Raw genomic sequence first — 21,266 nt, 5'->3', positions numbered from 1 at the left:
CCCTGATGGTTCTGTCCTCCCTGCTGTTCGCCACCATGGGGGTGTGCGTGAAGTACGCCTCCGAGTTCTACAGCAGCGGCGAGATCGTGTTCTATCGTGGCATCGTCGGCGCGGTCACCATCGGCTTCATGGTGTGGCGCCGCGGCGGTTCGCTGCGCACCCCAGTACCCGCCATGCACTTCTGGCGCAGCCTCAGCGGCGTGCTGGCCCTGAGCCTTTGGTTCTACGCCATCGGCGGCCTGCCGCTGGCCACCGCCATGACGCTGAACTACATGTCCTCGGTGTGGATGGCACTCTTCCTGCTGGGCGGGGCCATCATCATGGGCGGGGCCCGCATCGACGGCCGGCTCATTGCCACCGTGCTCGCGGGCTTTGCCGGCGTGGCCCTGATTCTGCGCCCCACCATCGACGACAACCAGCTCTGGCACGGTCTGGTCGGCCTGATCTCGGGCATGCTCTCGGCCACTGCCTATCTGCAGGTGACCGCCCTGGGCCGCATCGGCGAGCCCGAATACCGCGTGGTGTTCTACTTCTCGCTCGGTGGGGTCGTGGCTGGGGCCCTCACGATGCTCGCCGGCGGCGCCAACCCGCACACGCTCCAGGGCGTGGCGCTCCTGCTGGCGGTGGGCGTGCTCGCCACCGTGGCCCAGTTGCTCATGACACGCGCCTACGCGACCGGGAAGACCCTGGTCAACGCCAGCCTGCAGTACCTGGGCATCGTGTTTGCCTTCCTCTATGGCGTGCTGCTCTTCCGCGACCCGGTGACATGGATGGCCGTCGCCGGCATGATCCTCATCGTGGCGGCCGGCATCGCCGCCACCTTCCTGCGCAGCAAGACGGCGCCCAGCGTGCCGCCCAACACCACGAGCACCGAATCATGATCCTGACCACCCCGCTGATCTCGGCCGAGGCGCTGCAGGCCGCGCTGGCCGGCCCGACGCCCCCCGTGCTCATCGACGTGAGCTTCGACCTGGCCAACCCGGCCGCTGGCGAAGCCTCCTACCTGCAAGCCCATCTGCCCGGAGCGCACTACCTGCACCTGGACCGGGACCTCAGCGGTGCCAAGACCGGCCGCAACGGCCGCCACCCCCTGCCCACACGCGAGGTCTTTGCGCAGCGCGTCGGCGCCCTCGGCATCGGCCCCGACACCCCCGTGGTGGTCTATGACCGCCAGGGCGCCCCCTATGCCGCGCGCTGCTGGTGGATGCTGCGCTGGCTGGGGCACGAGGCCGTGGCGGTGCTCGATGGCGGCCTGGGCGCCTGGCAGGCCATTGGAGGCCCGGTGCAGGAGGGCCCGGTGCGTCCGCCTGCGGCCGTGGCCTATGCCCCGGGAGCCTCCCGGGTGGCCATGCGCGACGCCGATGCCGTGCTGCGCGAGCTGGGCTCGCCCACCCAGCGCATCCTCGATGCCCGCGCGCCCGAGCGCTACCGCGGAGACGTGGAACCACTGGATCCGGTGGCCGGCCACATTCCGGGGGCCCTCAACCGCTTCTTCCAGCACAACCTCGGCCCGGACAGCCGCTTCCGTCCGGCCGAAGCCCTTCGAGCCGACTTCCTGACCTTGATGCAAGGCGCTGCGCCCGACACCGTCGTCCACCAATGCGGCTCCGGCGTCACCGCCTGCCACAACCTCCTGGCCATGGAGGCCGCCGGCCTGGCGGGGGCTGCGCTGTACCCGGGATCGTGGAGCGAATGGTGCGCCGACCCGACCCGGCCGGTGGCCCAGGGCTGAATCGGCCGCATCCGCCCGGGGCTTGCCCCGACGCTTGATTTGCATCAACATGGTCTGGCGCCTGGCGCGCAAGATGAGCACATTCATCACTGACAGGAGGTCACCATGTACAAGCGCATCCTCGTTCCGACGGACGGCTCCGAAATCACCCAGCGGGCCGTGGCCACGGCGGTGACGCTGGCGAAACAGTTTGGCGCCGAGGTCTTCACGCTCAGCGTCAAGGACCCCTACCCCTACAGCGCGATGTCAGAGATGCAGCCCACGCTGCCGCAGGAGTTCCTGGATGCACAGGAACGGGTGGCGGCCAAGAACGTGTCAGCCGTGAAGGACGCGTGCGCAGCGCAGGGGGTGGCCTGCACCGGGCACACCGTGGAGTCGGTCAGCGTGTGGGAAGCCATCGTGGACTACGCCAAGCAGCACCAGGTCGATCTGATCGTGATGGCCTCCCACGGCCGTCGCGGCGTGCAGGCGCTGCTCCTGGGCAGCGAAACGAACCGCGTGCTCACACACAGCACCGTGCCGGTGCTGGTGGTGCGCTGACAGCCGCATGGGGCTCAGTGCCCGTGGAACTGCTCCACCAGGACGAGAATGAGCCCCAGGCCGGCGGCGAGCCACAGCAGTTGCGACAGGGTTTCCCGCAACGAGAGCCGCCGCTGCAGCTGGGGGATGAGGTCGGCCACGGCCACGTAGATGAAGCTCGATGAGGCCACCACCAGCAGGTAGGGAAAGAGGTCTTCCCAGGGCCGCACGACGAAGTAGCCGACCACCCCGCCCAGCACGGCCGCAAGGCCTGACAGGGCATTGAAGAGCAGTGCCTTGGACCGCGAGAACCCGGCATTGAGCAGCACGATGTAGTCACCCACCTCCTGGGGAATCTCATGGGCGATGATGGCCAGGGCCGTCACCACCCCCAGCCGGGCATCCACTAGGAAGGCGCCGGCGATGATCACGCCGTCACAGAAGTTGTGGATGCTGTCGCCCACGAGCACCGTCCATCCGCCCCGGCCGGCCTGCTCGTGGTCGAAACCATGATGGTGATGGTCGCCATCGCCCTCGTGGTGGTGGCCGTGGCGGTAAAGCTCGGCCTTTTCCAGCAGGAAGAAGAACAGCAGGCCGCCCAACAGCGTGAGGAAGAGTTCGTGTGCGCCGGCAGAACTCTCGAAGGCCTCGGGCAGAAGATGGATGAGTGCGGTGCCCAGCAGCACGCCGGCTGACAGGCTGACCAGGCTGCGCACCACCTTGCTCAGCACCGTCACCGTGAGACTGGCCGCAATCACGACCGACAGGAGCCCCCCAAGGAAGGTGGCCAGAACGATGTAGGTGAGCGTCATGAGGGCGAGGGCGTGGACATCAGCAAAGAAGGGCCCGCAGGCCCTTCCATCCGCATGGATGCAGGCTTGATCTTATCAATCATGTCAAGCGGGCACCGGATTGCAGCCCGGCGCACAGTTGCAGGCGCGCCAGAAACCCTCGGTTTGCGCAGAGAATGGAGGCCATGACCGCCTCCCCGCCCCCTTCCACCCGCACGGCCGCATCGTCCCCCCCTGCGCCCACCCCAGCCTCGGCGGAGGCCGGCGCGCTGCTCGCGGCCATCGACATGGGCTCGAACAGCTTCCGGCTGGAGATCGGCCAGATCGACCGCGGCCAATACCGCCGGCTGGACTACATCAAGGAAACCGTGCGCCTGGGAGGCGGTCTGGACGCCGAGGGCATGCTCACCGAGGAGGCGGCGCTGCGTGGCCTGGCCTGCCTGGCGCGCTTCGCAGAGCGTCTGCGCAGCTTCCGTCCGGGCCAGGTGCGCGCCGTCGCCACCCAGACCTTGCGCGAGGCACGCAACCGCAACGCGTTCCTGCGGCGAGCCGAAACGGTGCTGGGCCATCCCATCGAGGTGATCTCCGGCCGCGAGGAAGCCCGCCTGATCTACGTCGGGGTGGCGCGGCTGATGCCGCCGGGCGACGGTCGGCGGCTCGTGGTGGACATCGGCGGGCGCTCGACTGAAATGATCCTGGGTGAGGGCCGCACCCCCTTGCAGGCCGAATCCTTCCAGATCGGCAGCGTGAGCCTGTCACTGCGCTTCTTCGGCGATGGCCGCTACACGGAAACCGCCTTCCGGCGCGCCCAGGTCGCGGCCGGCGCCGAGCTGGAGGAGGCGCTGGAGACCTTCGCCCCCAGCCGCTGGCAGGAAGCGTTGGGCTCGTCCGGCACCGTGGGCGCAGTCTCTCAGCTGCTCGTGGCCAACGGTGTGAGCGACGGCACGATCACGCCCGAGGGCCTGCGCTGGTGCATGGAGCGCTGCCTGCGTGCGGGCCGTGCAGAGCGGCTGGACCTGCCCGGGCTCAAGGAAGATCGCAAGGCGGTGCTGGGTGGGGGCCTGTCCATCCTCTATACGCTGGCCACGCATTTCGGTATCGTGGCGCTGCAGCCTGCCCGGGGTGCCTTGCGCCAGGGCGTGATCTTCGATCTCCAGGACCGCCTGCATGGCAGCCTGGACAGCGAGCACCCTCACGACATGCGCGACGACTCGGTCCTGCAGATGCAGTTGCGCTTCGGCATCGACCGGGTGCAGGCCGAGCGTGTGCAGACCGTGGCGCGCAACCTGCATGCCAGCCTGGCCCCGCAGGCGCAGCTGGAGGCCCAGCGCGAACTCGACTGGGCTTGTGCCTTGCACGAGATGGGCATGATGGTGTCGCACCACGACCATCACCGCCACAGCGCCTACCTGCTCGGCCACGTGGATGCGCCGGGCTTCTCGCAGTCGCAGCAGCGCCGCCTGGCCGACATGGTCATGGGGCAACGGGGCGGACTGCGCAAACTCGACGAGCAATTGCGCGAGGAAACCTTCGCCTTGCAGGTGATGTGCCTGCGACTGGCGGTGATCCTGTGCCATGCCCGCAACCTGCCGACGCTGAGCGCACTCACGGCCAGTCGTCATGGCCGGACAGTGGTGCTGTCCATGGAGTCCTCCTGGGCCGAGGCGCATCCACGCACGCTCTATCTGCTGCGAGAGGAACAGGCCATCTGGGAACGCAGCGAGATCTTCCGTCTCAGCCTGCGCACCCGGACCTGACCTCCTTCAGAGGCAATCCACCGACTGGACTGCTTGCAGAACCACCGGGTTGCCGTGGTCCCGCTCGCGCTGGCGCAGCCACCACACCGCCCCCTTCTTGACCGACCAAGCCTGATCGGTGCCCGCCAGCAGGAGGGCCGCCACGCGACCCAGCGTCGGCTGGTGGCCGACGATCAGGACCGGTTCGCTGGCATCCGGCCAGCGTGCTGCCTGGAGCAGGTCTTCCACGTCGGCGCAGGGCGCCAGGGCTGGCACCGTGCGGTAAGGACGCCCCAGGGCCTGAGCGGTCTGCTGGGTGCGAACGGCCGGGCTCACGAGCACGCGGGTGGACTGGGCCAGCCGCTGGTTGAGCCACTCTGCCATGCGGGCAGCCTGACGCTCTCCTTTGGGTGTCAGCGCGCGTTCGAGGTCGTCCTGCCCCGCACGGGCCACCGCCGCTTCGGCATGGCGCCAGAGGATCAGGTCCATCACTGCCCCGGGGTCAGGCCTGAGCGTAGCGTGCCATCAGAGCCTGCTGCGCGCTGGGTCCGTCATGACCCACACGTTCGTAGCGGCCATCGCTCTGCTGGATCCAGGCATCACAGCGATCCTGCAGATAGGGCACCAGGCATTCGTCGATGAGGCGCTGACGCAGCGCCACATCGCGCACCGGCCAGGCCACCTCGATGCGGCGGAACATGTTGCGGCTCATCCAGTCGGCACTGGAGAGGTAGAGCACCTCCTGCTCATCCGCCTTGCCCCAGCGGAAGTACAGCAACCTCGTGTGCTCCAGGAAGCGACCCACCACGGAGCGCACGCGGATCCGCTCGGTGTGGCCGGGCACCCCCGGCGGCAGCATGCAGGCGCCGCGCACCACGAGGTCGATGCTGGCGCCGGCTTGCGAGGCGAGGATCAAGGCTTCGATCAGCGGGATGTCCGTGAGCGCATTGAGCTTGAGCACGATGCGCGCAGGCTCGCCGGCCCTGGCCGCCTCGGCCACCTGCTCGATGTGCCGCAGCATCTGCTTGTGCAGGCTGAAAGGCGCCATCAAGAGGTGACGAGGCGTGCGCACGCGCGTCAGGCTCGCGAGCTGCTGGAAGACCACGTCGGCGTCGGCCGTGAGCTCCGCATCCGCCGTGAGGCAACCCACGTCGGTGTACAGGCGTGCCGTCTTGGGGTTGTAGTTGCCGGTGGACAGGTGGGCGTAGCGGCGCAGGACAGGGCCCCGCGAGCCCTCTTCACGGCGCGTGACCAGCAGCAGCTTGGCGTGTGTCTTCAGGCCCACGATGCCGTACACCACCTGAGCTCCGACGGCTTCCAGCCGTTCGGCCCAATTGATGTTGGCCTCTTCGTCGAAACGTGCCTTGAGCTCGACCACCGCCATGACTTCCTTGCCACGCCGGGCGGCCTCGAGCAGCAGGTCCATCAGTACCGACTCACTGCCCGTACGGTAGATGGTCTGCTTGATCGCCAGCACATCCGGGTCGTGCACGGCTTCCCGCAGGAACTGCACCACCGGCTCAAAGGACTCGAAAGGGTGGTGCATCAGCACGTCACCCCGCTTGAGTCGCTCGAAGATGGACATCTGGCGCGGCAGGCTCCGCGGCCATGCCGGCTCGAACGGGGGAAAGCGCAGATGGGGAGCATCGGCCTGGTCGATGAGCTGGTTGAGCCGCACCAGATTCACCGGCCCGTCCACCCGGTACAGCGCCGCTTCAGGCAGCCCGAACTGCCGCAACAGGAAACCCCAGAGGTCCGGGGGGCAAGTGCTCACCACCTCCAGGCGGATGGCCTGACCGAAGTGACGTGTGGTGAGCGAGGAGCGCAGGGCCTGGCGCAGGTTGGTCACGTCCTCCTCGTCCACGGCGAGGTCGGAATCGCGCGTGACGCGAAACTGCGAGAAGGCTTCGACCGTTCGACCCGGGAACAGCTCTTCCAGGTGGGCGCGAATCACACTGGACAGGAGCACGAAGACCTGCTGACCATCGGTCAGGTCTTCGGGCAGCCGGATCACCCGCGGCAGCACGCGCGGCACCTTGACGATGGCAATCGTGTTGTCCCGGCCGAAGGCATCCTTGCCTCCGAGCTTCACGATGAAGTTCAGTGACTTGTTCGCCACCTGCGGAAAGGGGTGGGCTGGATCCAGCCCCAGCGGCACGAGCAGCGGTCGGACCTGACGCTGAAAGAAGCGGTCCACCCAGCGGCGCTGAGCGTCATTGCGCTCCGCATGGTTCAGGATGAGGATGCCCTCGCGTTTGAGCGCCGGCATCACTTCCTGGTTGAACACCGCATACTGCCGGTCGATGAGCTCGTGGGCGGCTGCGGCCACCTCGGCGAGATCGGTCTCGGACACCCCGCCTCCGGGTCGCCGGGCCGCTTCCAGGTAGTCACCGAAGCGCACCTCGAAGAACTCGTCGAGGTTGGACGACACGATGCAGATGTAGCGCAGGCGTTCGAGCAACGGCACGTCGGGGCGTTGCGCCTGCGCCAGCACACGGCCGTTGAACTCCAGAATCGCGCGCTCGCGGTTGAGCAGCTTGAGGCTGCCGACCACCGTCGAAGGAAGGGGCGCTGCCGAGGAGGGGCGCTCCAGCGGCAGGACAGGGGCAAAGTCCGAACTCATGATTTCAGTATATGACCGGCGTGTGACAAGGTGACGACACCCCAGGGCCTTGCGCCCCCTCACCGGCACCCCTGGCCGGTTCAGGCGGGCACGCCCGCAGCGACCCGCCCCTGGGGCTTGAGTGCCTTCTCGGCGCGCAGGCGGGCTGCCCAGTCCAGGATCTCCAGCCGGCCGTCCGGGTGCTCGACCAGGGCCGTGAGGCTTTCGACCCAATCGCCGTCGTTGGCGTAGAGCATGCCGTCAATGTCCCGCAGCTCGGCGTGGTGGATGTGCCCACACACCACGCCGTCCACCCCCCGCTTGCGCGCCTCGCGTGCGAGCGCCTCCTCGAAGTCGCTCACGTAGCTCACCGCCCGCTTGACCTTGAGCTTGAGGTATCTCGACAGCGACCAATAGGGCAGCCCCAGACGCGCGCGCAGAGAGTTGAAGTGGCGATTGAGCCTGAGGGTGAACTCGTACAGGGAGTCCCCCACGTAGGCCAGCCACTTTGCGCACTGGATGACGCCGTCGAAGAGGTCGCCATGGGTCACCCACAGGCGGCGACCGTCGGCCGTGACATGCACCCAGTCCTCGGCCACATCCACGCCACCGAAGTTGTGTTCGACATAGCGTCGGGCAAACTCGTCATGGTTGCCTGGGATGAAGATGACGCGCGTGCCCTTGCGGGCCTTGCGCAGCAGCTTCTGAACCACGTCGTTGTGGGCTTGAGGCCAGTACCAGCTTCGCCGCAACTGCCATCCATCGATGATGTCTCCCACCAGGAAGAGCGTCTCGCACTCCACCGAACGCAGGAAGTCCAGCAAGGCGGCGGCCTGGCAGCCCGGCGTCCCCAGGTGGATGTCCGAGATGAAGATCGTACGCAGCTTCAACGGTGCCGGCGACCCGCCGGCGAGTGCCGCGTCAGGATCCGCCGGCGGATGAGCGCCTGGCGCTGCAGCAGCAACCGGAGGCTGGAAGAAGTCGGTGGGGGGCATCCATCGCATGAGTTCCCATGCTGCCCGGCCGGCATGACATGGACACGTCAGGGGGATGACGTTTTGATGAAGCACCCACCGAGAGGCGCTACTCGATCATGTCGAAACCCTGCGCCTCCACCTGGACGAACGCGCGGGTGAGTTCCGCCACCGCACGGTAGAGATCCGCCCGTGGGTGGGCGACCAGTGCATCGCACATGGCCTCGACCCAGGACTGGACGTGCGCGCGGAAGAAACGTCGCTGCTGCTCGAGATTGCACACCGCCACGTCGTCCCCGGCGATCAGGTAGCGCATCACCTCGAACACGTAGGCCACATGGTCCTCGGTCTCGCCGCGCGATTCGTCCCGCGCAAGACCGAGGCCCGCCAGATCGCTGCGCAACGCCGCCAGCGGTTTCTCGTTCAGGAAGCCGGCCAGGTAGTAGGAACCATAGAGAAACACCTCGGGCTTGCCGATCCCCTGGAAAAGCGCATCGTATTCGTCTGCGGCAGCCTGCGCGGTGGTGCCGCGCATCGCGGCCACCAAGGCCTCCCACGGGCCCTGGAGGAACGCGCCTTCGGCAGGCGCCTCAGTCACGGCGACGGCGAACTGGCGCAGCAACGCCTCATCGGGCGCAGCCACATAGAGCCGCGAGAGCACGCCGTACATTTCGGCCCGCGCCAGTTCCTCGGCGTCGTCCGGCGTGGAAAAAGCCATGGCCTGGGCATTCATAGGTCGGTGATCCTCACTTCATTGGGCTGGCTGTACAGGTCGATGACGCGGCAGTCACCGCACATGCGCAGCCGCTCGAGCGCTGCGCCCTGGAAAGCCGCATGCCCGGCAAGCTTGCCCATCATCAGCTCGACCGCCTTGAGCGTGCCGAAAGGCTTGCCGCAGCGCACGCAGTGGTAGGGCTCGACTTCATGAAGCACCCGCGCCTGCTTGCGCGCCTGGCCGGCACCCGACAGCCACAGGCGCGGCTGCAGCGTGATGGCCCCTTCGGGGCAGGTGGTCTCGCACAGCCCGCACTGCACACAGTTCTTCTCGACGAACCTGAGCTGCGGACGGTCCGGATTGTCCGCCAGCGCACTCTCGGGGCAAGCGCCGACACAACTCAGACAGAGCGTGCACTTGTCCGAGTCGACCACGACCGCGCCGAAGGGAGCGCCCGCCTTGGGCAGCACGATCTCGTCGCTGGCCTGGGGGGCCTGCGCCAGCAGGTGGTCAATGGCCAGATCGAGCGTGGCCCGCTTGTCGGACTGGGTGGCAAAAGCCGCCGGCTGGCGCACCGTCTGAGCCGCCGGTGCCCGCAGCGCCTGGTCCAGGGCCGGCAGATCGCGCGCGTCGCGCACCTCGATCAGTGCCACGGGCGTGCCCGCGTAGCCCAGTCCGTTCAGGATCGCATTGGCCACCGCCACCTGTTCGCCCAAGGCCGTCCGGTATTCGGGCGCTTCCTCGTCAGTCAGCAGCACCCACACATTGGCGGCACCGTAGGCGATGGCCGCCAGCCACAGGTCCAGGCCCACGCTCGCGGTATGCCACAGCGCCACGGGTAGCACACGCGCAGGCACACCGTGGACTGCGGCATCCACCCGCGCCGCGCGCCCCAGATCCTCGATCATCCGGGCGCCCGCGCCTTCGCTGTGCAGCAACAGGGCCGGCGCCTTGCCACCGGCCTTCACGTGGCTCGCCACCAGCGTGCGCAGCCGCCGCCCCTGGTCGACCGTGTTGGGGTAGGCATAGGCCAGTGCCCCGCTGGGGCACACCGTCGTGCAGGCGCCGCAGCCCACGCACAGGTGAGGCTCGACGAAGATGCCGCCACTGCTGTCGGCCTCCGACCGGATGGCGCGCGCCGAACAGACCTCGACACAGGCCTTGCAGCCGACCTGCTCGTTACGGCTGTGAGCGCAGAGCTTGCGCTTGTACTGGAAGAACTTGGGCTTCTCGAACTCGCCCACCAGGTCCTTGAGCGTGAGCACCGCCTGCAGCACACGCGCTTCGTCCCGGCCCGCATGCACATAGCCCTGGGGCGGCTGGTGCATCGTGAAGCGCGGGGTATCGCCCAGGTCGAGGACGAGGTCGAAACGCTCGGTGACAGCCTGCGGCTCGCGCTGGAAGTCGATCGCGCCCGCGGCTTCGCAGACCCGCACGCAATCGCGATGCGAGCGGCACAGGTCCAGGTTCACCTGGTAGCTGAAGTCGATCGCGCCTTCCGGGCAGGCTTCGATGCAGGCATTGCAGCGCGTGCACAGATCGAGGTCGATCGGGTTGTCGCTCGTCCATTCGGCCTCGAAGCTGCCCAGCCAGCCCTGCAGTCTCGTGAGGCGCCCCGTGTGCTGGGCCTGGGCGCGGCGCTGCGACAGTGCCCCGCTGCGGCCCTCGGCCAGCACCGTCACGTCCAGCGTATCGGCCAGCAGGCCGGCTGCACGCTGGGCTGCATCCGCCGGCCCCACCACGAGACAGCGCCCGGCGCTGGCATAGCTCACCGTGGGCACGGGCTCAGGGTCGGGCAGCTGCGCCGCAGCAATGAGCGCTGCCAGCTTGGGCGTGGCCTGCTTCGCGTCGCGTGACCAGCCGCCGGTCTCGCGGATGTTGACGAAGCGGATCGGCCGTTCAGTGACCGGCTGCGCGCCTTCCGTCTCGTCGTTCAGTGCCAGGAAGAGCCGGCTTTCCTGCGTGCAGGCCACGAGCAGGTCGTCGCCGCTCTTTGCGGCACGCTGAAAGGCCCCGGCCTCACGCCGGCACAGCACCGTGTGGGACGACAGGTCGGCGTCAGCGCCCGCCTGGCTCAGAGCCCGGCCCAGGGCCGTCTCGTCCAGCGGCATCGTCCGGTTGCAATTGCAGATCAGGGTTTTCATCGTGGGGAGGTGGCGCCCCCGCTTCATCGGCGGGTGGCTGCGTGGGGAAATCGTTCGATTGCGGGGTTGGGGGGGCCGCCGGGCCATCGCGCCGAGTCTCGGAAGGCACTTGGGGCGCACGCTCCTCGCGCCACAGGCCCAGCGCTTCGGACTGGACCATCCTTCGCAGCACGCTCGTGGGGACGGGCGTGAATTGTGTGTAGTCCTCGATGTAGACATCGAGCCCGTCCATGCGGTTGAAATGGGGATCGCTGAACAGCGTCTTCAGCGCCGCACGCTTGACCGACTCGTCCACATCCGGCGCCACGAAACGCGAGAAGTCGGAGGTCGAGGGCGTCAGCCTTTTGACATCCTCCAGGGTGGGCGGCGGCGAGGAAGGTTCCGTCGGCGTCGGGGGGACGGCAGCACCCTCGGCCTGCGGGGCGGGGGCGAGCGGCGACGGCGCAGGCACGCCCTGCGGTGCCGGCTCGGACGGCGCCTGAGCGGCCTTGCGCCGGGACCAGCGTGAGAGGAACCCTTCCTCAGCCACGGCGGCCTCCCTCCGGCTCCCGCTGCCCCGGCGCCAGGAAAGAGGCCGGGCGCTGGCGCTTCTTCGGCTCGGGGCGGTAGTGCTCGTCGGTGTAGGCCTGCAGCCACTGCGCGACCACCGGATCCAGGGGCACGTTGTCCACCCGCTCCTGGGCGTCCAGCCACCGGCCGGCCTCGTTGTAGGACAGACTGACCGCCTCCGGCCACGCCTTCGGTGGGTCGCCGGACTCCTGGCGCCACATCACGAACCACACCGGCCGCCCCGAACTCAGGTTCAGGTGGTAGCCCTCGGCTTCATCCCGGAACAATTCGACCACCAAGCCCGGATGCAGCCAGCGCGACACCCGGCCGTCGTCCACCATGAGGCGGGCAGCGTCGCCAAAGGCCGGCTCCTGAGGCACGACCTCGACGATGCGAAAGCGCCAGTCCTCCCAGGCGTTGGGGGCGCGTTCACGCTCCATCACCACCGCGACGTCCACGCGCAGGGGCTGGGAGGCAGTGGCAGTCATGGCCGGCTCTCTCAGGTGTTCTTGGAGATCGAGATCGTCGGGAACTTGGCCGAATAGTCCTTGGCCTTCTCGGCGATCTTCACCGCCACCTTGCGCGCCACGTCGGCGTACAGACGGGCAATCTCACCATCGGGCTCGCTCACCACCGTCGGGCGGCCGGCATCGGCCTGCTCGCGGATCGACAGGTTCAGTGGCAAGGCGCCCAGATAGTCCACACCGTACTCCGCAGCCATCCTGCGACCACCATCGGCACCGAAGATATGTTCCGTATGGCCACAGTTGGGGCACACATGCACCGCCATGTTCTCGACGATGCCCAGGATGGGCACGCCCACCTTCTCGAACATCTTCAGGCCCTTGCGGGCGTCGAGCAGGGCGATGTCCTGCGGCGTGGTGACGATCACCGCCCCTGTCAGCGGCACGCGCTGGCTGAGCGTGAGCTGGATGTCACCGGTACCCGGCGGCATGTCGACCAGCAGATAGTCGAGCTCACGCCAGTTGGTCTGACGCAGCAGCTGCTCCAGCGCCTGGGTGGCCATGGGGCCGCGCCAGATCATGGGGTTGTCGGGTTCGATCAGGAAGCCGATGGAGATGACCTGCACGCCGTAGTTCTCCAGCGGCTCCATGGTCTGGCCATCGACGCTTTCCGGGCGGCCTTCGATGCCCATCATCGTGGGCTGGCTGGGGCCGTAGATGTCGGCATCCAGGATGCCCACGCTGGCGCCTTCCGCGGCCAGCGCCAGGGCCAGGTTGACGGTGGTGGTGCTCTTGCCCACGCCGCCCTTGCCCGAGGCCACGGCGATGATGTTCTTCACCTTGGGCAGCAGCTGCACGCCACGCTGCACTGCGTGCGCGATGATGCGGGTGGTGATGTTGGCGCTGACATTCTCCACCCCCGGCACCGTGCGTGCCGCAGCGATGAGCTGCTTGCGCAGGCCCGGCGCCAGGCTTTTGGCGGGGTAGCCCAGTTCCACGTCGAAGCTGACGTCCCCCCCGTCCACCCGCAGGTTCTTCAGAGCCTTGGAAGTCACGAAGTCCCGCCCCGTGTGGGGGTCGGCAACGGTCTTGAGGGCGTCTTGCAGCGCTTGTTCGGTGGGGGCCATGGGGAGCAGGAAAAGGAGGAATTGGGACTGGAGTTCAGTCTAGCGCAGGGGCGCAGGACAAGTTGTCGCAAGGGGCCAAAGCGCCCGCTCCCGGCCTAGAATCCGGGGTTTACCCCCAGTTGCGTTCGCACACGCGGCGCCGCGCCCACGATGACCCGCCAGCTCTTCGTCACCACCGCCCTGCCTTACGCCAACGGCAAGTTCCACATCGGCCACATCATGGAATACATCCAGGCCGACATCTGGGTGCGCTTCCAGCGCATGCAGGGCCACCAGGTGCACTTCGTCGGCGCCGATGACGCCCATGGCGCGCCCATCATGATCGCCGCCGAAAAGGCCGGGAAGACGCCGCAGGCCTTCGTGGCCGAGATTGCCGCGGGCCGCAAGGAATACCTCGACGGCTTCCACATCAGCTTCGATCACTGGCATTCCACCGACAGCCCCGAGAACACCGAGCTCGCCCAGGACATCTACCGCGCCCTGCGCAAGAACGGCCTCATCTTCACGCGCGACATCGAGCAGTTCTTCGACCCGGTGAAGAACATGTTCCTGCCCGACCGCTACATCAAGGGCGAATGCCCCAAGTGCGGCGCGAAAGACCAGTACGGCGACTCCTGCGAGGTGTGTGGCGCCGTCTATGCCCCCACCGAGCTGAAGAATCCCTACTCCACGCTCACCGGCGCCACGCCGGTGATGAAGACCAGCGAGCACCACTTCTTCCAGCTCTCCTCTCAGCGCTGCATCGACTTCCTGCAGCAGTGGACGCAGGATGGCAAGCTGCAAAGCGAAGTGGCCAACAAGATCAAGGAGTGGTTCACCACCGACGAGAACGGTCACGGTGGGCTGTCGGACTGGGACATCTCCCGCGATGCCCCCTATTTCGGCATCGAGATCCCCGATGCGCCCGGCAAGTACTTCTACGTGTGGCTCGATGCCCCGGTGGGCTATCTGGCCTCGCTCAAGAGCTACTTCGACAATGGCGGCCCCAGGGCGAAGTACGGCGAAACCCGATCGTTCGAGGAATTCATCGCCGATCCGGCGGTGGAGCAGTACCACTTCATCGGCAAGGACATCACCTACTTCCACACCCTGTTCTGGCCCGCCATGCTGCATTTCAGCGGGCGAAAGGTGCCCACCAACGTCTTCGTGCACGGCTTCATCACCGTCAGCGGCGAGAAGATGAGCAAGAGCCGCGGCACTGGCATCGACCCGCTGAAGTACCTCTCGCTGGGCATGAATCCCGAATGGCTGCGCTACTACATCGCCGCCAAGCTCAATGCGCGCGTCGAGGACGTGGACTTCAACCCCGACGATTTCGTGGCGCGGGTGAACAGCGACCTGGTGGGGAAGTACATCAACATTGCCAGCCGGGCGGCCGGGTTCATCGCCAAGCGATTCCAGGGTCGTCTCGGCGCCGACATCGGTGCAGACGGTCAGGCCCTGCTGCAGGCACTGCGCGGCGGTCGTGCCGAGGTGGCGCGCCTCTACGAAGACCGGGAATACGGCAAGGCGCTGCGAGAGATCATGCTGCTGGCCGATCGTGTGAACGAATACGTGGACCAGAACAAGCCCTGGGAGCTGGCCAAGCAGCAGGGCATGGATGCCCGCCTCCACGAGGTCTGCTCCGTGTGCATCGAGGCCTTCCGCCTGCTCACGATCTACCTCAAGCCGGTGCTGCCGGCCCTGGCCGCGCAGGTCGAGACCTTCCTGAAGGTCGAGCCGCTGCAGTTTGCCGACGCCGATCGCACACTCGGTGCCCACACGATCGGCACCTATCAGCACCTGATGCAGCGCGTCGACCCCAAGCTGCTCGACGCCCTGTTCGAGCCGCCGGTGGTCGAAGCGCCCAAGCCCGGTGGCGAAGACCTCGCCCCCACCATCGGCATCGACGACTTCGCCAAGATCGACCTGCGCATCGCCAAGATCGTGGCCTGCGAGCATGTGGACGGTTCCGACAAGCTGCTGCGCCTCACGCTGGACGTGGGTGAAGGCCGGACGCGCAACGTCTTCAGCGGCATCAAGTCGGCCTACCAGCCGGAAGACCTGGTGGGTAAGCTCACCGTGATGGTGGCCAACCTCGCGCCGCGCAAGATGAAGTTCGGTGTGAGCGAAGGCATGGTGCTGGCGGCCTCGCATGCCGACGAGAAGGCGCAGCCCGGCATCTACGTGCTGGAGCCCTGGCCGGGGGCTCAGCCCGGCATGCGCGTCAGGTAAGCTGCCCCTCTGTTCTGCCCATGAGACTTCATGGGGTTTCCAGCCCCTGCTGCATCCAGGCAGCGATATCGCGCCGCCCGTGCAGGACGCGCCAGACGTCGACGTGTTTCTCGCCCTCGACATAGAAGACGAGGTAGGGATAGCCTCTCAAGGGCCACGAGCGCAACTCCGGCAGATCCAGCTCGTGGGCATACCGCGGCGAGCCGATCGCCGGATGGCGTCCGATCTGCGCATACGCCTGCTCCAGGGCATCAATGAAGCCGACAGCGGCATGGTCTGCCCCTTCACCAAGGTAGAACGCCACCGCCTCTTCCACGTCCTGCTGCGCCAATGCGCGCAGAACCACGGGCTTGCCCGTCACCTGAGGCCACAACCGGATGCGCCAGCTTGGCGAACCCGCTCACGCAAGCTCTGGAAATAGGCCTCATCAGCCACGGCCGTGGGCTCGGAAGCAGCCCCGGCCAACAGAAGCTCGCGCAACCGCTGGCGATCCTGATCCCTGCGGATCAGTTCGCGCACGTATTCGCTGCTGGTGCCGTAGCCCCGTTGAGCGACCTGTTCGTCAACGAAGGCCTTCAGCGCCTCCGGCAGTGAGATGTTCATCGTGCTCATGCCGCAAGACTAGGTCTTTTGCCAAAATTTGGCAAGAATCGTGGCCGCCCGCTCCTACTGCTCCAGCACATCCGCCCCCGGGGGCGGCGTGAAGCGGAAGCGCTCCGGCGCGAGGCTCACGTTGGCCTCGAACTGACGCATCGACAGCACCGAGACCTGGCCGAAGCTGTCGACGATCTCGAGGGCGGCCAGATCCTTGCCCCTGAACCCCACGCGCACCGCCTGGAACTGGCTGTCGCGCGCCTTGGGCAGGGCCTCCGCCCATTGCAGGCCGTCGCGATCGGGCAACGCCTTGAGGGTGAAATCCTTGTCCAGCGAGCCACCCGCCAGCAGGGCCGCCGGCGTGGCGCCCAGAGCATCGCCCATCGCACGTACCGTCACCTGGTCGAGGTCGGGGTCGTGCAGCCACACCTTCTGCCCGTCGGCGACGATGTGCTGGGCCATGGGTGGGGCGTAGTCGAAGCGGAAGCGGTTGGGACGCACGAATTCGAAACGCCCTTCGGTGCTGCGCTTGCGCGCCCCGTCTGGTGAACTCACGGTCTGGGTGAAGGTGGCGCGGCCGCTCTTCACCTCCTGCACGAACTGGCGCAGGCTGGCCACGGCATCGGCCCAGGCCGGGGAAGCAAGAGCGGCGCCCAGCAGCGCGGTCAGGATCAGTCGTTTCATTCGTCGCGGGCCGCGGGCACGAGGACGTCGCGGCTGCCATTCGTGGCCATGCTGGATACGACGCCCGAACGCTCCATTTGTTCCAGCAGGCGGGCAGCGCGGTTGTATCCGATGCGTAAATGTCTTTGAACGAGGGAGATCGACGCGCGCCGATGCTGCAGCACGACGGCCACGGCCTGGTCGTACATCGGGTCGGCCTCGCCATCGCCCTCGCCCGCGGCGCCACCTTCGCCGCCGCCTTCCCCATCGAGCACGCCGCCTTCGAGGATGCCTTCGATGTAGTTGGGTTCGCCCTGGCTCTTGAGGTACTCGACCACGCGATGCACCTCATCGTCGCTGACGAAGGCGCCGTGCACCCGCACCGGCAACCCAGTCCCCGGCGCCAGGTAGAGCATGTCGCCCTGGCCCAGCAGGGCCTCCGCGCCCATCTGGTCGAGGATGGTGCGGCTGTCGATCTTGCTGCTCACCTGAAAGGCGATGCGCGTGGGAATGTTGGCCTTGATCAGGCCAGTGATCACGTCCACGCTGGGCCGCTGGGTGGCCAGGATGAGGTGGATGCCGGCCGCCCGCGCCTTCTGTGCCAGGCGGGCGATCAGCTCCTCGATCTTCTTGCCCACCACCATCATCAGATCGGCCAGTTCGTCGATGACCACCACGATGTAGGGCATGCGCTCGAGCGGCTCGGGGTCCTCCGGCGTGAGGCTGAAGGGGTTGGGGATCTTCTCCTCGCGCTCGGCGGCTTCGGCGATCTTCTTGTTGTAGCCCGCCAGGTTGCGCACGCCCAGCTTGCTCATCACCTTGTAGCGGCGCTCCATCTCGCCGACACACCAGTTGAGCGCGTTGGCGGCCTGCTTCATGTCGGTCACCACCGGCGCCAGCAGGTGCGGGATGCCCTCGTACATGGCCATCTCCAGCATCTTGGGGTCGATGAGGATGAGGCGCACGTCGCGGGCCTCGGCCTTGTACAGCAGCGACAGGATCATCGCGTTGATGCCCACCGACTTGCCCGAACCGGTGGTACCGGCCACCAGCAAGTGGGGCATCTTGGCGAGGTCGGCCACCACCGGGCCGCCCACGATGTCCTTGCCCAGGCCGAGGGTGAGCATGGAATGCGCATCGTTGTAGGCCTGCGAGCCCAGGATCTCGGCCAGACGGATGCTCTGGCGCCGCGCATTGGGCAGTTCCAAGGCCATCAGGTTCTTGCCCGGGATGGTCTCCACCACGCGGATGCTCACCAGGCTGAGCGAACGCGCCAGGTCCTTGGCGAGATTGACAATCTGGGAACCTTTCACCCCCGTGGCCGGCTCGATCTCGTAGCGCGTGATCACCGGGCCGGGCGAGGCCACCACCACGCGCACCTCGACGCCGAAGTCTTTCAGCTTCTTCTCGATCAGGCGCGAGGTCATCTCCAGGGTTTCGGGCGTGACCGTCTCCTGCCGGCCCGGGTCAGCATCGAGCAAGTCCACCTGCGGCAGCTTGGTGTCGGCCAGCTCGGTGAAAAGCGGCTTCTGGCGCTCCTTCACCACCCGGGCGGACTTCGGCAGCTCCGGCACCGTGGGCTCGATCAGGATGGGCGCATGCTCGACGATGACCTGGCGCTCGACCTCCACGTCGGCCTCACGCTCGCGCTTGGCGCGCTCGCCCAGGCGCCGGTCTTCCTTGCGCTCGCGGGCCTCTTCCCGGCGCAAACGCCAGCCATCGATCCAGGCGCCCAGACGTTCGGCGGTGCGCAACCAGGAGAAGCGGAAGGCCAGCGAAAAGCCCATCACCAGCAGCGCGATCCAGAACACCCCTGAGCCCACGAAGCCCAGCCACCTGACACTCAGCGTGCCCAGGCCATAGCCGAGCACCCCGCCGGCATGGCCGGGCAGGTGAGACTCCAGGGCATAGAGCCGCGTCCACTCCAGGCTCGCGCTCGCCCCGATCAGCACCGCCAGCCCCGCCCAGAACACCCAGGTCGGCAGGGCCGCCGACTCAGGCCCTGCGGCCGGCGCCCCTCCCTGGCCGCTGCGCAACAGGCGCGCCAGCGCGCCCAGCCAGCCACGCACGGCCACCAGCACCAGCCACCACGCGGAGAAACCGAAGAAGTAGTAGAGCAGGTCGGACACCCAGGCCCCCAGCACACCTGCCTTGTTGTGCAGCGGGGTGCCATCGCCCGAGGTGGACCAGGCGGCGTCACCCGCCGAATGGGTCAGCAGGGCCAGCAGCAACAGCGCCAGGCCCATGGCGCCGAGCAGCACCCCCACCTGGGTGCGCCAGCGCGGTGAGGAGGGAGGCGGCGGTGGCGCGGCGTTGCGTGCTCCGCGCTTGTATGGCGCGGCGCGTGCCGGCGCAGGCGCCGCGGCCTCTTCGGCGGCGGCATCGCCGCCCAGGGAACCAAGGGGAAAAGCCATGCCCGGATTGTGAATCAAGCCGGCTCCGCCCCGTGAGAACTCCCCGGGTGCGGCAACAACTGCTCACATTCGGCGCCTTGCGCCGGCAGGCTCACGCGGTGACCAGCGGCTCCTTGATGATGACCGAACCGTCCGGCTGGGTCTCGACGTAGTGGCGCTCCTCGAGATCCTTCATCACGCGGCTGACCATCTCGCGCGAGGCGCCCACGATCTTGGCCAGATCCTGGCGGGAGACCTTGTTGCGGATCAGCAGCGTGCCACCGGTCTCCTCGGCCATGTCGAGCAGGGTGCGCGCCACGCGGCCGTACACATCCAGCAGGGCCAGCGACTCGATCTGGCGATCGGCTGCACGCAGGCGGGCCACGAGGCCGCGCATGATGGCGTAGGACAGACTCGAGTTCTCAGGCAGGCAGCGGGCGAATTCGGTGCGGCCCAGCACCAGGACGTCGGTCTGGACTTCGGCGCGAACGGTGGCCGAATGGGGTTCGTTGTCGATCAGGCTCATCTCGCCGACGTAGTCGCCCGGGTGGAGCATGGCCAGGATGACCTCGCGGCCGCGGGAATCGGCGGTGAGCACGCGCGCACGCCCCGTGAGCAGGATGAACAGGGCGTTGGACTTGCGCCCCTGTTCGACGATGATCTCGCCGCGGCGGAAACGCCGCTTGACCACGCCTTCGGCCACCTGCTCCGCCTGGCTGCTGGTCAGCATCGAGAACAACGGCACACGACGGATCAGGTCGAGGTTGGACAGCATCGCCATGGAGGGCCCCCTTGATAGGTATCGGTTGTCGGTTCGTGGCGTCCACGCATCAAACCCCGACGGCGCATGCGGATGGTCACTTTCCTACAATCCGTCTTGTGACGATGCATCCTGTCCCCATCTGCGCAGCATCCTTGCCGGGCTCAGCGTGAGTTATCTCACAACCGCGACTCTAACTGAAGCACTGGCTTTCACGGAGAGCCGCGCCGGCGCGAGCCGTGCGATCACCGCCCTTCCCACCCACCCCACCGCACCCATCCCATGAGCACCACTCCCAAGCATGCCCAGGTCCTGATCCTCGGTTCCGGCCCGGCCGGCTACACCGCCGCGGTGTACGCCGCGCGCGCCAATCTCAACCCGGTCCTGATCACCGGCATGGCCCAGGGCGGCCAGCTCATGACCACCACCGAGGTCGACAACTGGCCGGCCGACGTGCATGGCGTGCAGGGTCCGGACCTGATGCAGCGTTTCCTGCAGCATGCCGAGCGCTTCAAGACCGAGATCGTCTTCGACCACATTCACAGCGTCGATTTCTCCAAGCGCCCGTTCACGCTCACCGGCGACAGCGGCACCTACACCTGCGACGCGCTGATCATCGCCACCGGTGCATCGGCCAAGTACCTGGGGCTGCCTTCCGAAGAGGCCTTCATGGGCCGCGGCGTGAGTGGCTGCGCCACCTGCGACGGCTTCTTCTACCGTGAGCAGCCGGTGTGCGTGGTGGGTGGCGGCAACACGGCCGTCGAGGAAGCGCTCTACCTGTCGAACATCGCCAGCAAGGTCCATCTGATTCACCGCCGCGACAAGTTCCGCGCCGAACCCATCATGGTGGACAAACTCATGGAAAAGGTGGCCGCCGGCAAGATCGAACTGCACTTGTTCCACACCCTGGACGAGGTGCTGGGCGACCAGAGCGGCGTGACCGGGGTGCGTCTGAAGAGCACGCAGGATGGCAGCACGAAAGACCTGACGGTACAGGGCTGCTTCATCGCCATCGGCCACCAGCCCAACACCGACATCTTCAAGGGCCAGCTGGAGATGAAGGACGGCTACATCGTCACCCGCAGCGGCCTGAACGGCATGGCCACGATGACCAGCGTGCCCGGGGTGTTCGCGGCCGGCGACGTGCAGGACCACGTTTACCGCCAGGCCATCACCAGTGCGGGCACGGGCTGCATGGCTGCCCTGGATGCCCAGCGCTTCCTGGAGCAGAACGCCGGCTGACGGCCTGCGCCACGGCACCGCTGGTCCGGGCCGCATTTTGTGGCTAT

At 67.3% G+C, this 21,266-nt stretch carries 20 protein-coding genes; 6 read left to right on the top strand and 14 right to left on the bottom strand.

Annotation, left to right across the window (positions count from 1 at the left end; all coding sequences use genetic code 11):
• Positions 1 to 5 precede the first annotated feature (5 nt).
• The 3 genes from C1704_RS13540 (at position 6) to C1704_RS13530 (ending at position 2,272) form a co-directional block, all read left to right on the top strand.
• Complete coding sequence (locus C1704_RS13540) at positions 6 to 881, top strand: DMT family transporter (protein ID WP_104303300.1); 876 nt, start codon at positions 6 to 8, stop codon at positions 879 to 881.
• 2 nt (positions 882 to 883) lie between these two features.
• A complete protein-coding gene (locus tag C1704_RS13535; protein WP_211286942.1) occupies positions 884 to 1,732 on the top strand; it encodes a sulfurtransferase in 849 nt (282 codons plus the stop codon).
• A 105-nt stretch (positions 1,733 to 1,837) separates the two neighbouring features.
• Positions 1,838 to 2,272: a universal stress protein gene (locus tag C1704_RS13530; RefSeq protein ID WP_104303266.1), complete on the top strand. Its 435-nt coding sequence runs from the start codon at positions 1,838 to 1,840 to the stop codon at positions 2,270 to 2,272.
• A gap of 14 nt (positions 2,273 to 2,286) precedes the next feature.
• Here C1704_RS13530 and C1704_RS13525 read toward each other — a convergent pair whose 3' ends face one another.
• Positions 2,287 to 3,063: a ZIP family metal transporter gene (locus C1704_RS13525; RefSeq protein WP_104303265.1), complete on the bottom strand. Its 777-nt coding sequence runs from the start codon at positions 3,061 to 3,063 to the stop codon at positions 2,287 to 2,289.
• A 164-nt stretch (positions 3,064 to 3,227) separates the two neighbouring features.
• Between C1704_RS13525 and ppx the strand changes: the two genes are divergently transcribed.
• Positions 3,228 to 4,799, top strand: coding sequence for an exopolyphosphatase (gene ppx / locus C1704_RS13520; protein WP_104303299.1), 1,572 nt, complete (start codon positions 3,228 to 3,230; stop codon positions 4,797 to 4,799).
• Positions 4,800 to 4,805: 6 nt separating this feature from the next.
• On the opposite strand, the gene sixA is transcribed toward ppx, so the two are convergent.
• From sixA to apbC, 8 genes are all read right to left on the bottom strand, one after another.
• Positions 4,806 to 5,267, bottom strand: coding sequence for a phosphohistidine phosphatase SixA (gene sixA / locus C1704_RS13515; RefSeq protein ID WP_104303264.1), 462 nt, complete (start codon positions 5,265 to 5,267; stop codon positions 4,806 to 4,808).
• Between the two features lie 13 nt (positions 5,268 to 5,280).
• On the bottom strand, positions 5,281 to 7,401 hold the full coding sequence (gene ppk1 / locus C1704_RS13510; protein ID WP_245876485.1) for a polyphosphate kinase 1: 2,121 nt from the start codon (positions 7,399 to 7,401) through the stop codon (positions 5,281 to 5,283).
• Positions 7,402 to 7,481: 80 nt separating this feature from the next.
• Positions 7,482 to 8,375, bottom strand: a complete 894-nt coding sequence (locus C1704_RS13505) for a UDP-2,3-diacylglucosamine diphosphatase (RefSeq protein WP_104303263.1) — start codon at positions 8,373 to 8,375, stop codon at positions 7,482 to 7,484.
• A gap of 88 nt (positions 8,376 to 8,463) precedes the next feature.
• A complete protein-coding gene (locus tag C1704_RS13500; RefSeq protein ID WP_104303262.1) occupies positions 8,464 to 9,087 on the bottom strand; it encodes a TorD/DmsD family molecular chaperone in 624 nt (207 codons plus the stop codon).
• Positions 9,084 to 11,180 (bottom strand): 4Fe-4S binding protein, encoded by a 2,097-nt coding sequence (locus C1704_RS13495; protein ID WP_104303261.1) that lies wholly within the window; start codon positions 11,178 to 11,180, stop codon positions 9,084 to 9,086. The genes C1704_RS13500 and C1704_RS13495 overlap by 4 nt, the downstream gene beginning before the upstream one ends.
• Positions 11,128 to 11,742, bottom strand: a complete 615-nt coding sequence (locus tag C1704_RS13490) for a DUF3306 domain-containing protein (RefSeq protein WP_104303260.1) — start codon at positions 11,740 to 11,742, stop codon at positions 11,128 to 11,130. Before C1704_RS13490 ends, C1704_RS13495 begins: the two co-directional genes overlap by 53 nt.
• On the bottom strand, positions 11,735 to 12,250 hold the full coding sequence (locus tag C1704_RS13485; protein ID WP_104303259.1) for a DUF3305 domain-containing protein: 516 nt from the start codon (positions 12,248 to 12,250) through the stop codon (positions 11,735 to 11,737). The genes C1704_RS13490 and C1704_RS13485 overlap by 8 nt, the downstream gene beginning before the upstream one ends.
• A gap of 11 nt (positions 12,251 to 12,261) precedes the next feature.
• Positions 12,262 to 13,353 (bottom strand): iron-sulfur cluster carrier protein ApbC, encoded by a 1,092-nt coding sequence (gene apbC / locus C1704_RS13480; protein WP_104303258.1) that lies wholly within the window; start codon positions 13,351 to 13,353, stop codon positions 12,262 to 12,264.
• 150 nt (positions 13,354 to 13,503) lie between these two features.
• Between apbC and metG the strand changes: the two genes are divergently transcribed.
• A complete protein-coding gene (metG, locus tag C1704_RS13475; protein ID WP_104303257.1) occupies positions 13,504 to 15,567 on the top strand; it encodes a methionine--tRNA ligase in 2,064 nt (687 codons plus the stop codon).
• A gap of 28 nt (positions 15,568 to 15,595) precedes the next feature.
• Here metG and C1704_RS13470 read toward each other — a convergent pair whose 3' ends face one another.
• The 5 genes from C1704_RS13470 to C1704_RS13450 form a co-directional block, all read right to left on the bottom strand.
• A complete protein-coding gene (locus C1704_RS13470; RefSeq protein WP_104303297.1) occupies positions 15,596 to 15,928 on the bottom strand; it encodes a type II toxin-antitoxin system RelE/ParE family toxin in 333 nt (110 codons plus the stop codon).
• Positions 15,925 to 16,179: a type II toxin-antitoxin system ParD family antitoxin gene (locus C1704_RS13465; RefSeq protein ID WP_104303256.1), complete on the bottom strand. Its 255-nt coding sequence runs from the start codon at positions 16,177 to 16,179 to the stop codon at positions 15,925 to 15,927. The genes C1704_RS13470 and C1704_RS13465 overlap by 4 nt, the downstream gene beginning before the upstream one ends.
• Before the next feature lie 54 nt (positions 16,180 to 16,233).
• A complete protein-coding gene (lolA, locus tag C1704_RS13460; protein WP_104303255.1) occupies positions 16,234 to 16,845 on the bottom strand; it encodes an outer membrane lipoprotein periplasmic chaperone LolA in 612 nt (203 codons plus the stop codon).
• On the bottom strand, positions 16,842 to 19,238 hold the full coding sequence (locus C1704_RS17910; RefSeq protein WP_104303254.1) for a DNA translocase FtsK: 2,397 nt from the start codon (positions 19,236 to 19,238) through the stop codon (positions 16,842 to 16,844). The genes lolA and C1704_RS17910 overlap by 4 nt, the downstream gene beginning before the upstream one ends.
• 91 nt (positions 19,239 to 19,329) lie before the next feature.
• The gene (locus C1704_RS13450; RefSeq protein ID WP_104303253.1) at positions 19,330 to 19,998 is read right to left on the bottom strand and encodes a Crp/Fnr family transcriptional regulator; all 669 of its coding nucleotides are present in this window, start codon (positions 19,996 to 19,998) and stop codon (positions 19,330 to 19,332) included.
• 261 nt (positions 19,999 to 20,259) lie between these two features.
• Between C1704_RS13450 and trxB the strand changes: the two genes are divergently transcribed.
• Entirely contained in the window at positions 20,260 to 21,219 is a 960-nt protein-coding gene (trxB, locus tag C1704_RS13445) for a thioredoxin-disulfide reductase (protein WP_104303252.1), read from the top strand.
• Positions 21,220 to 21,266 lie beyond the last annotated feature (47 nt).

This window comes from Caldimonas caldifontis, assembly GCF_002930615.1.
GTDB classification, from domain to species: domain Bacteria; phylum Pseudomonadota; class Gammaproteobacteria; order Burkholderiales; family Burkholderiaceae_C; genus Caldimonas; species Caldimonas caldifontis.
Note: the sequence above shows the minus strand (reverse complement) of the source record. Positions and strands in the feature narration are given on the sequence as shown.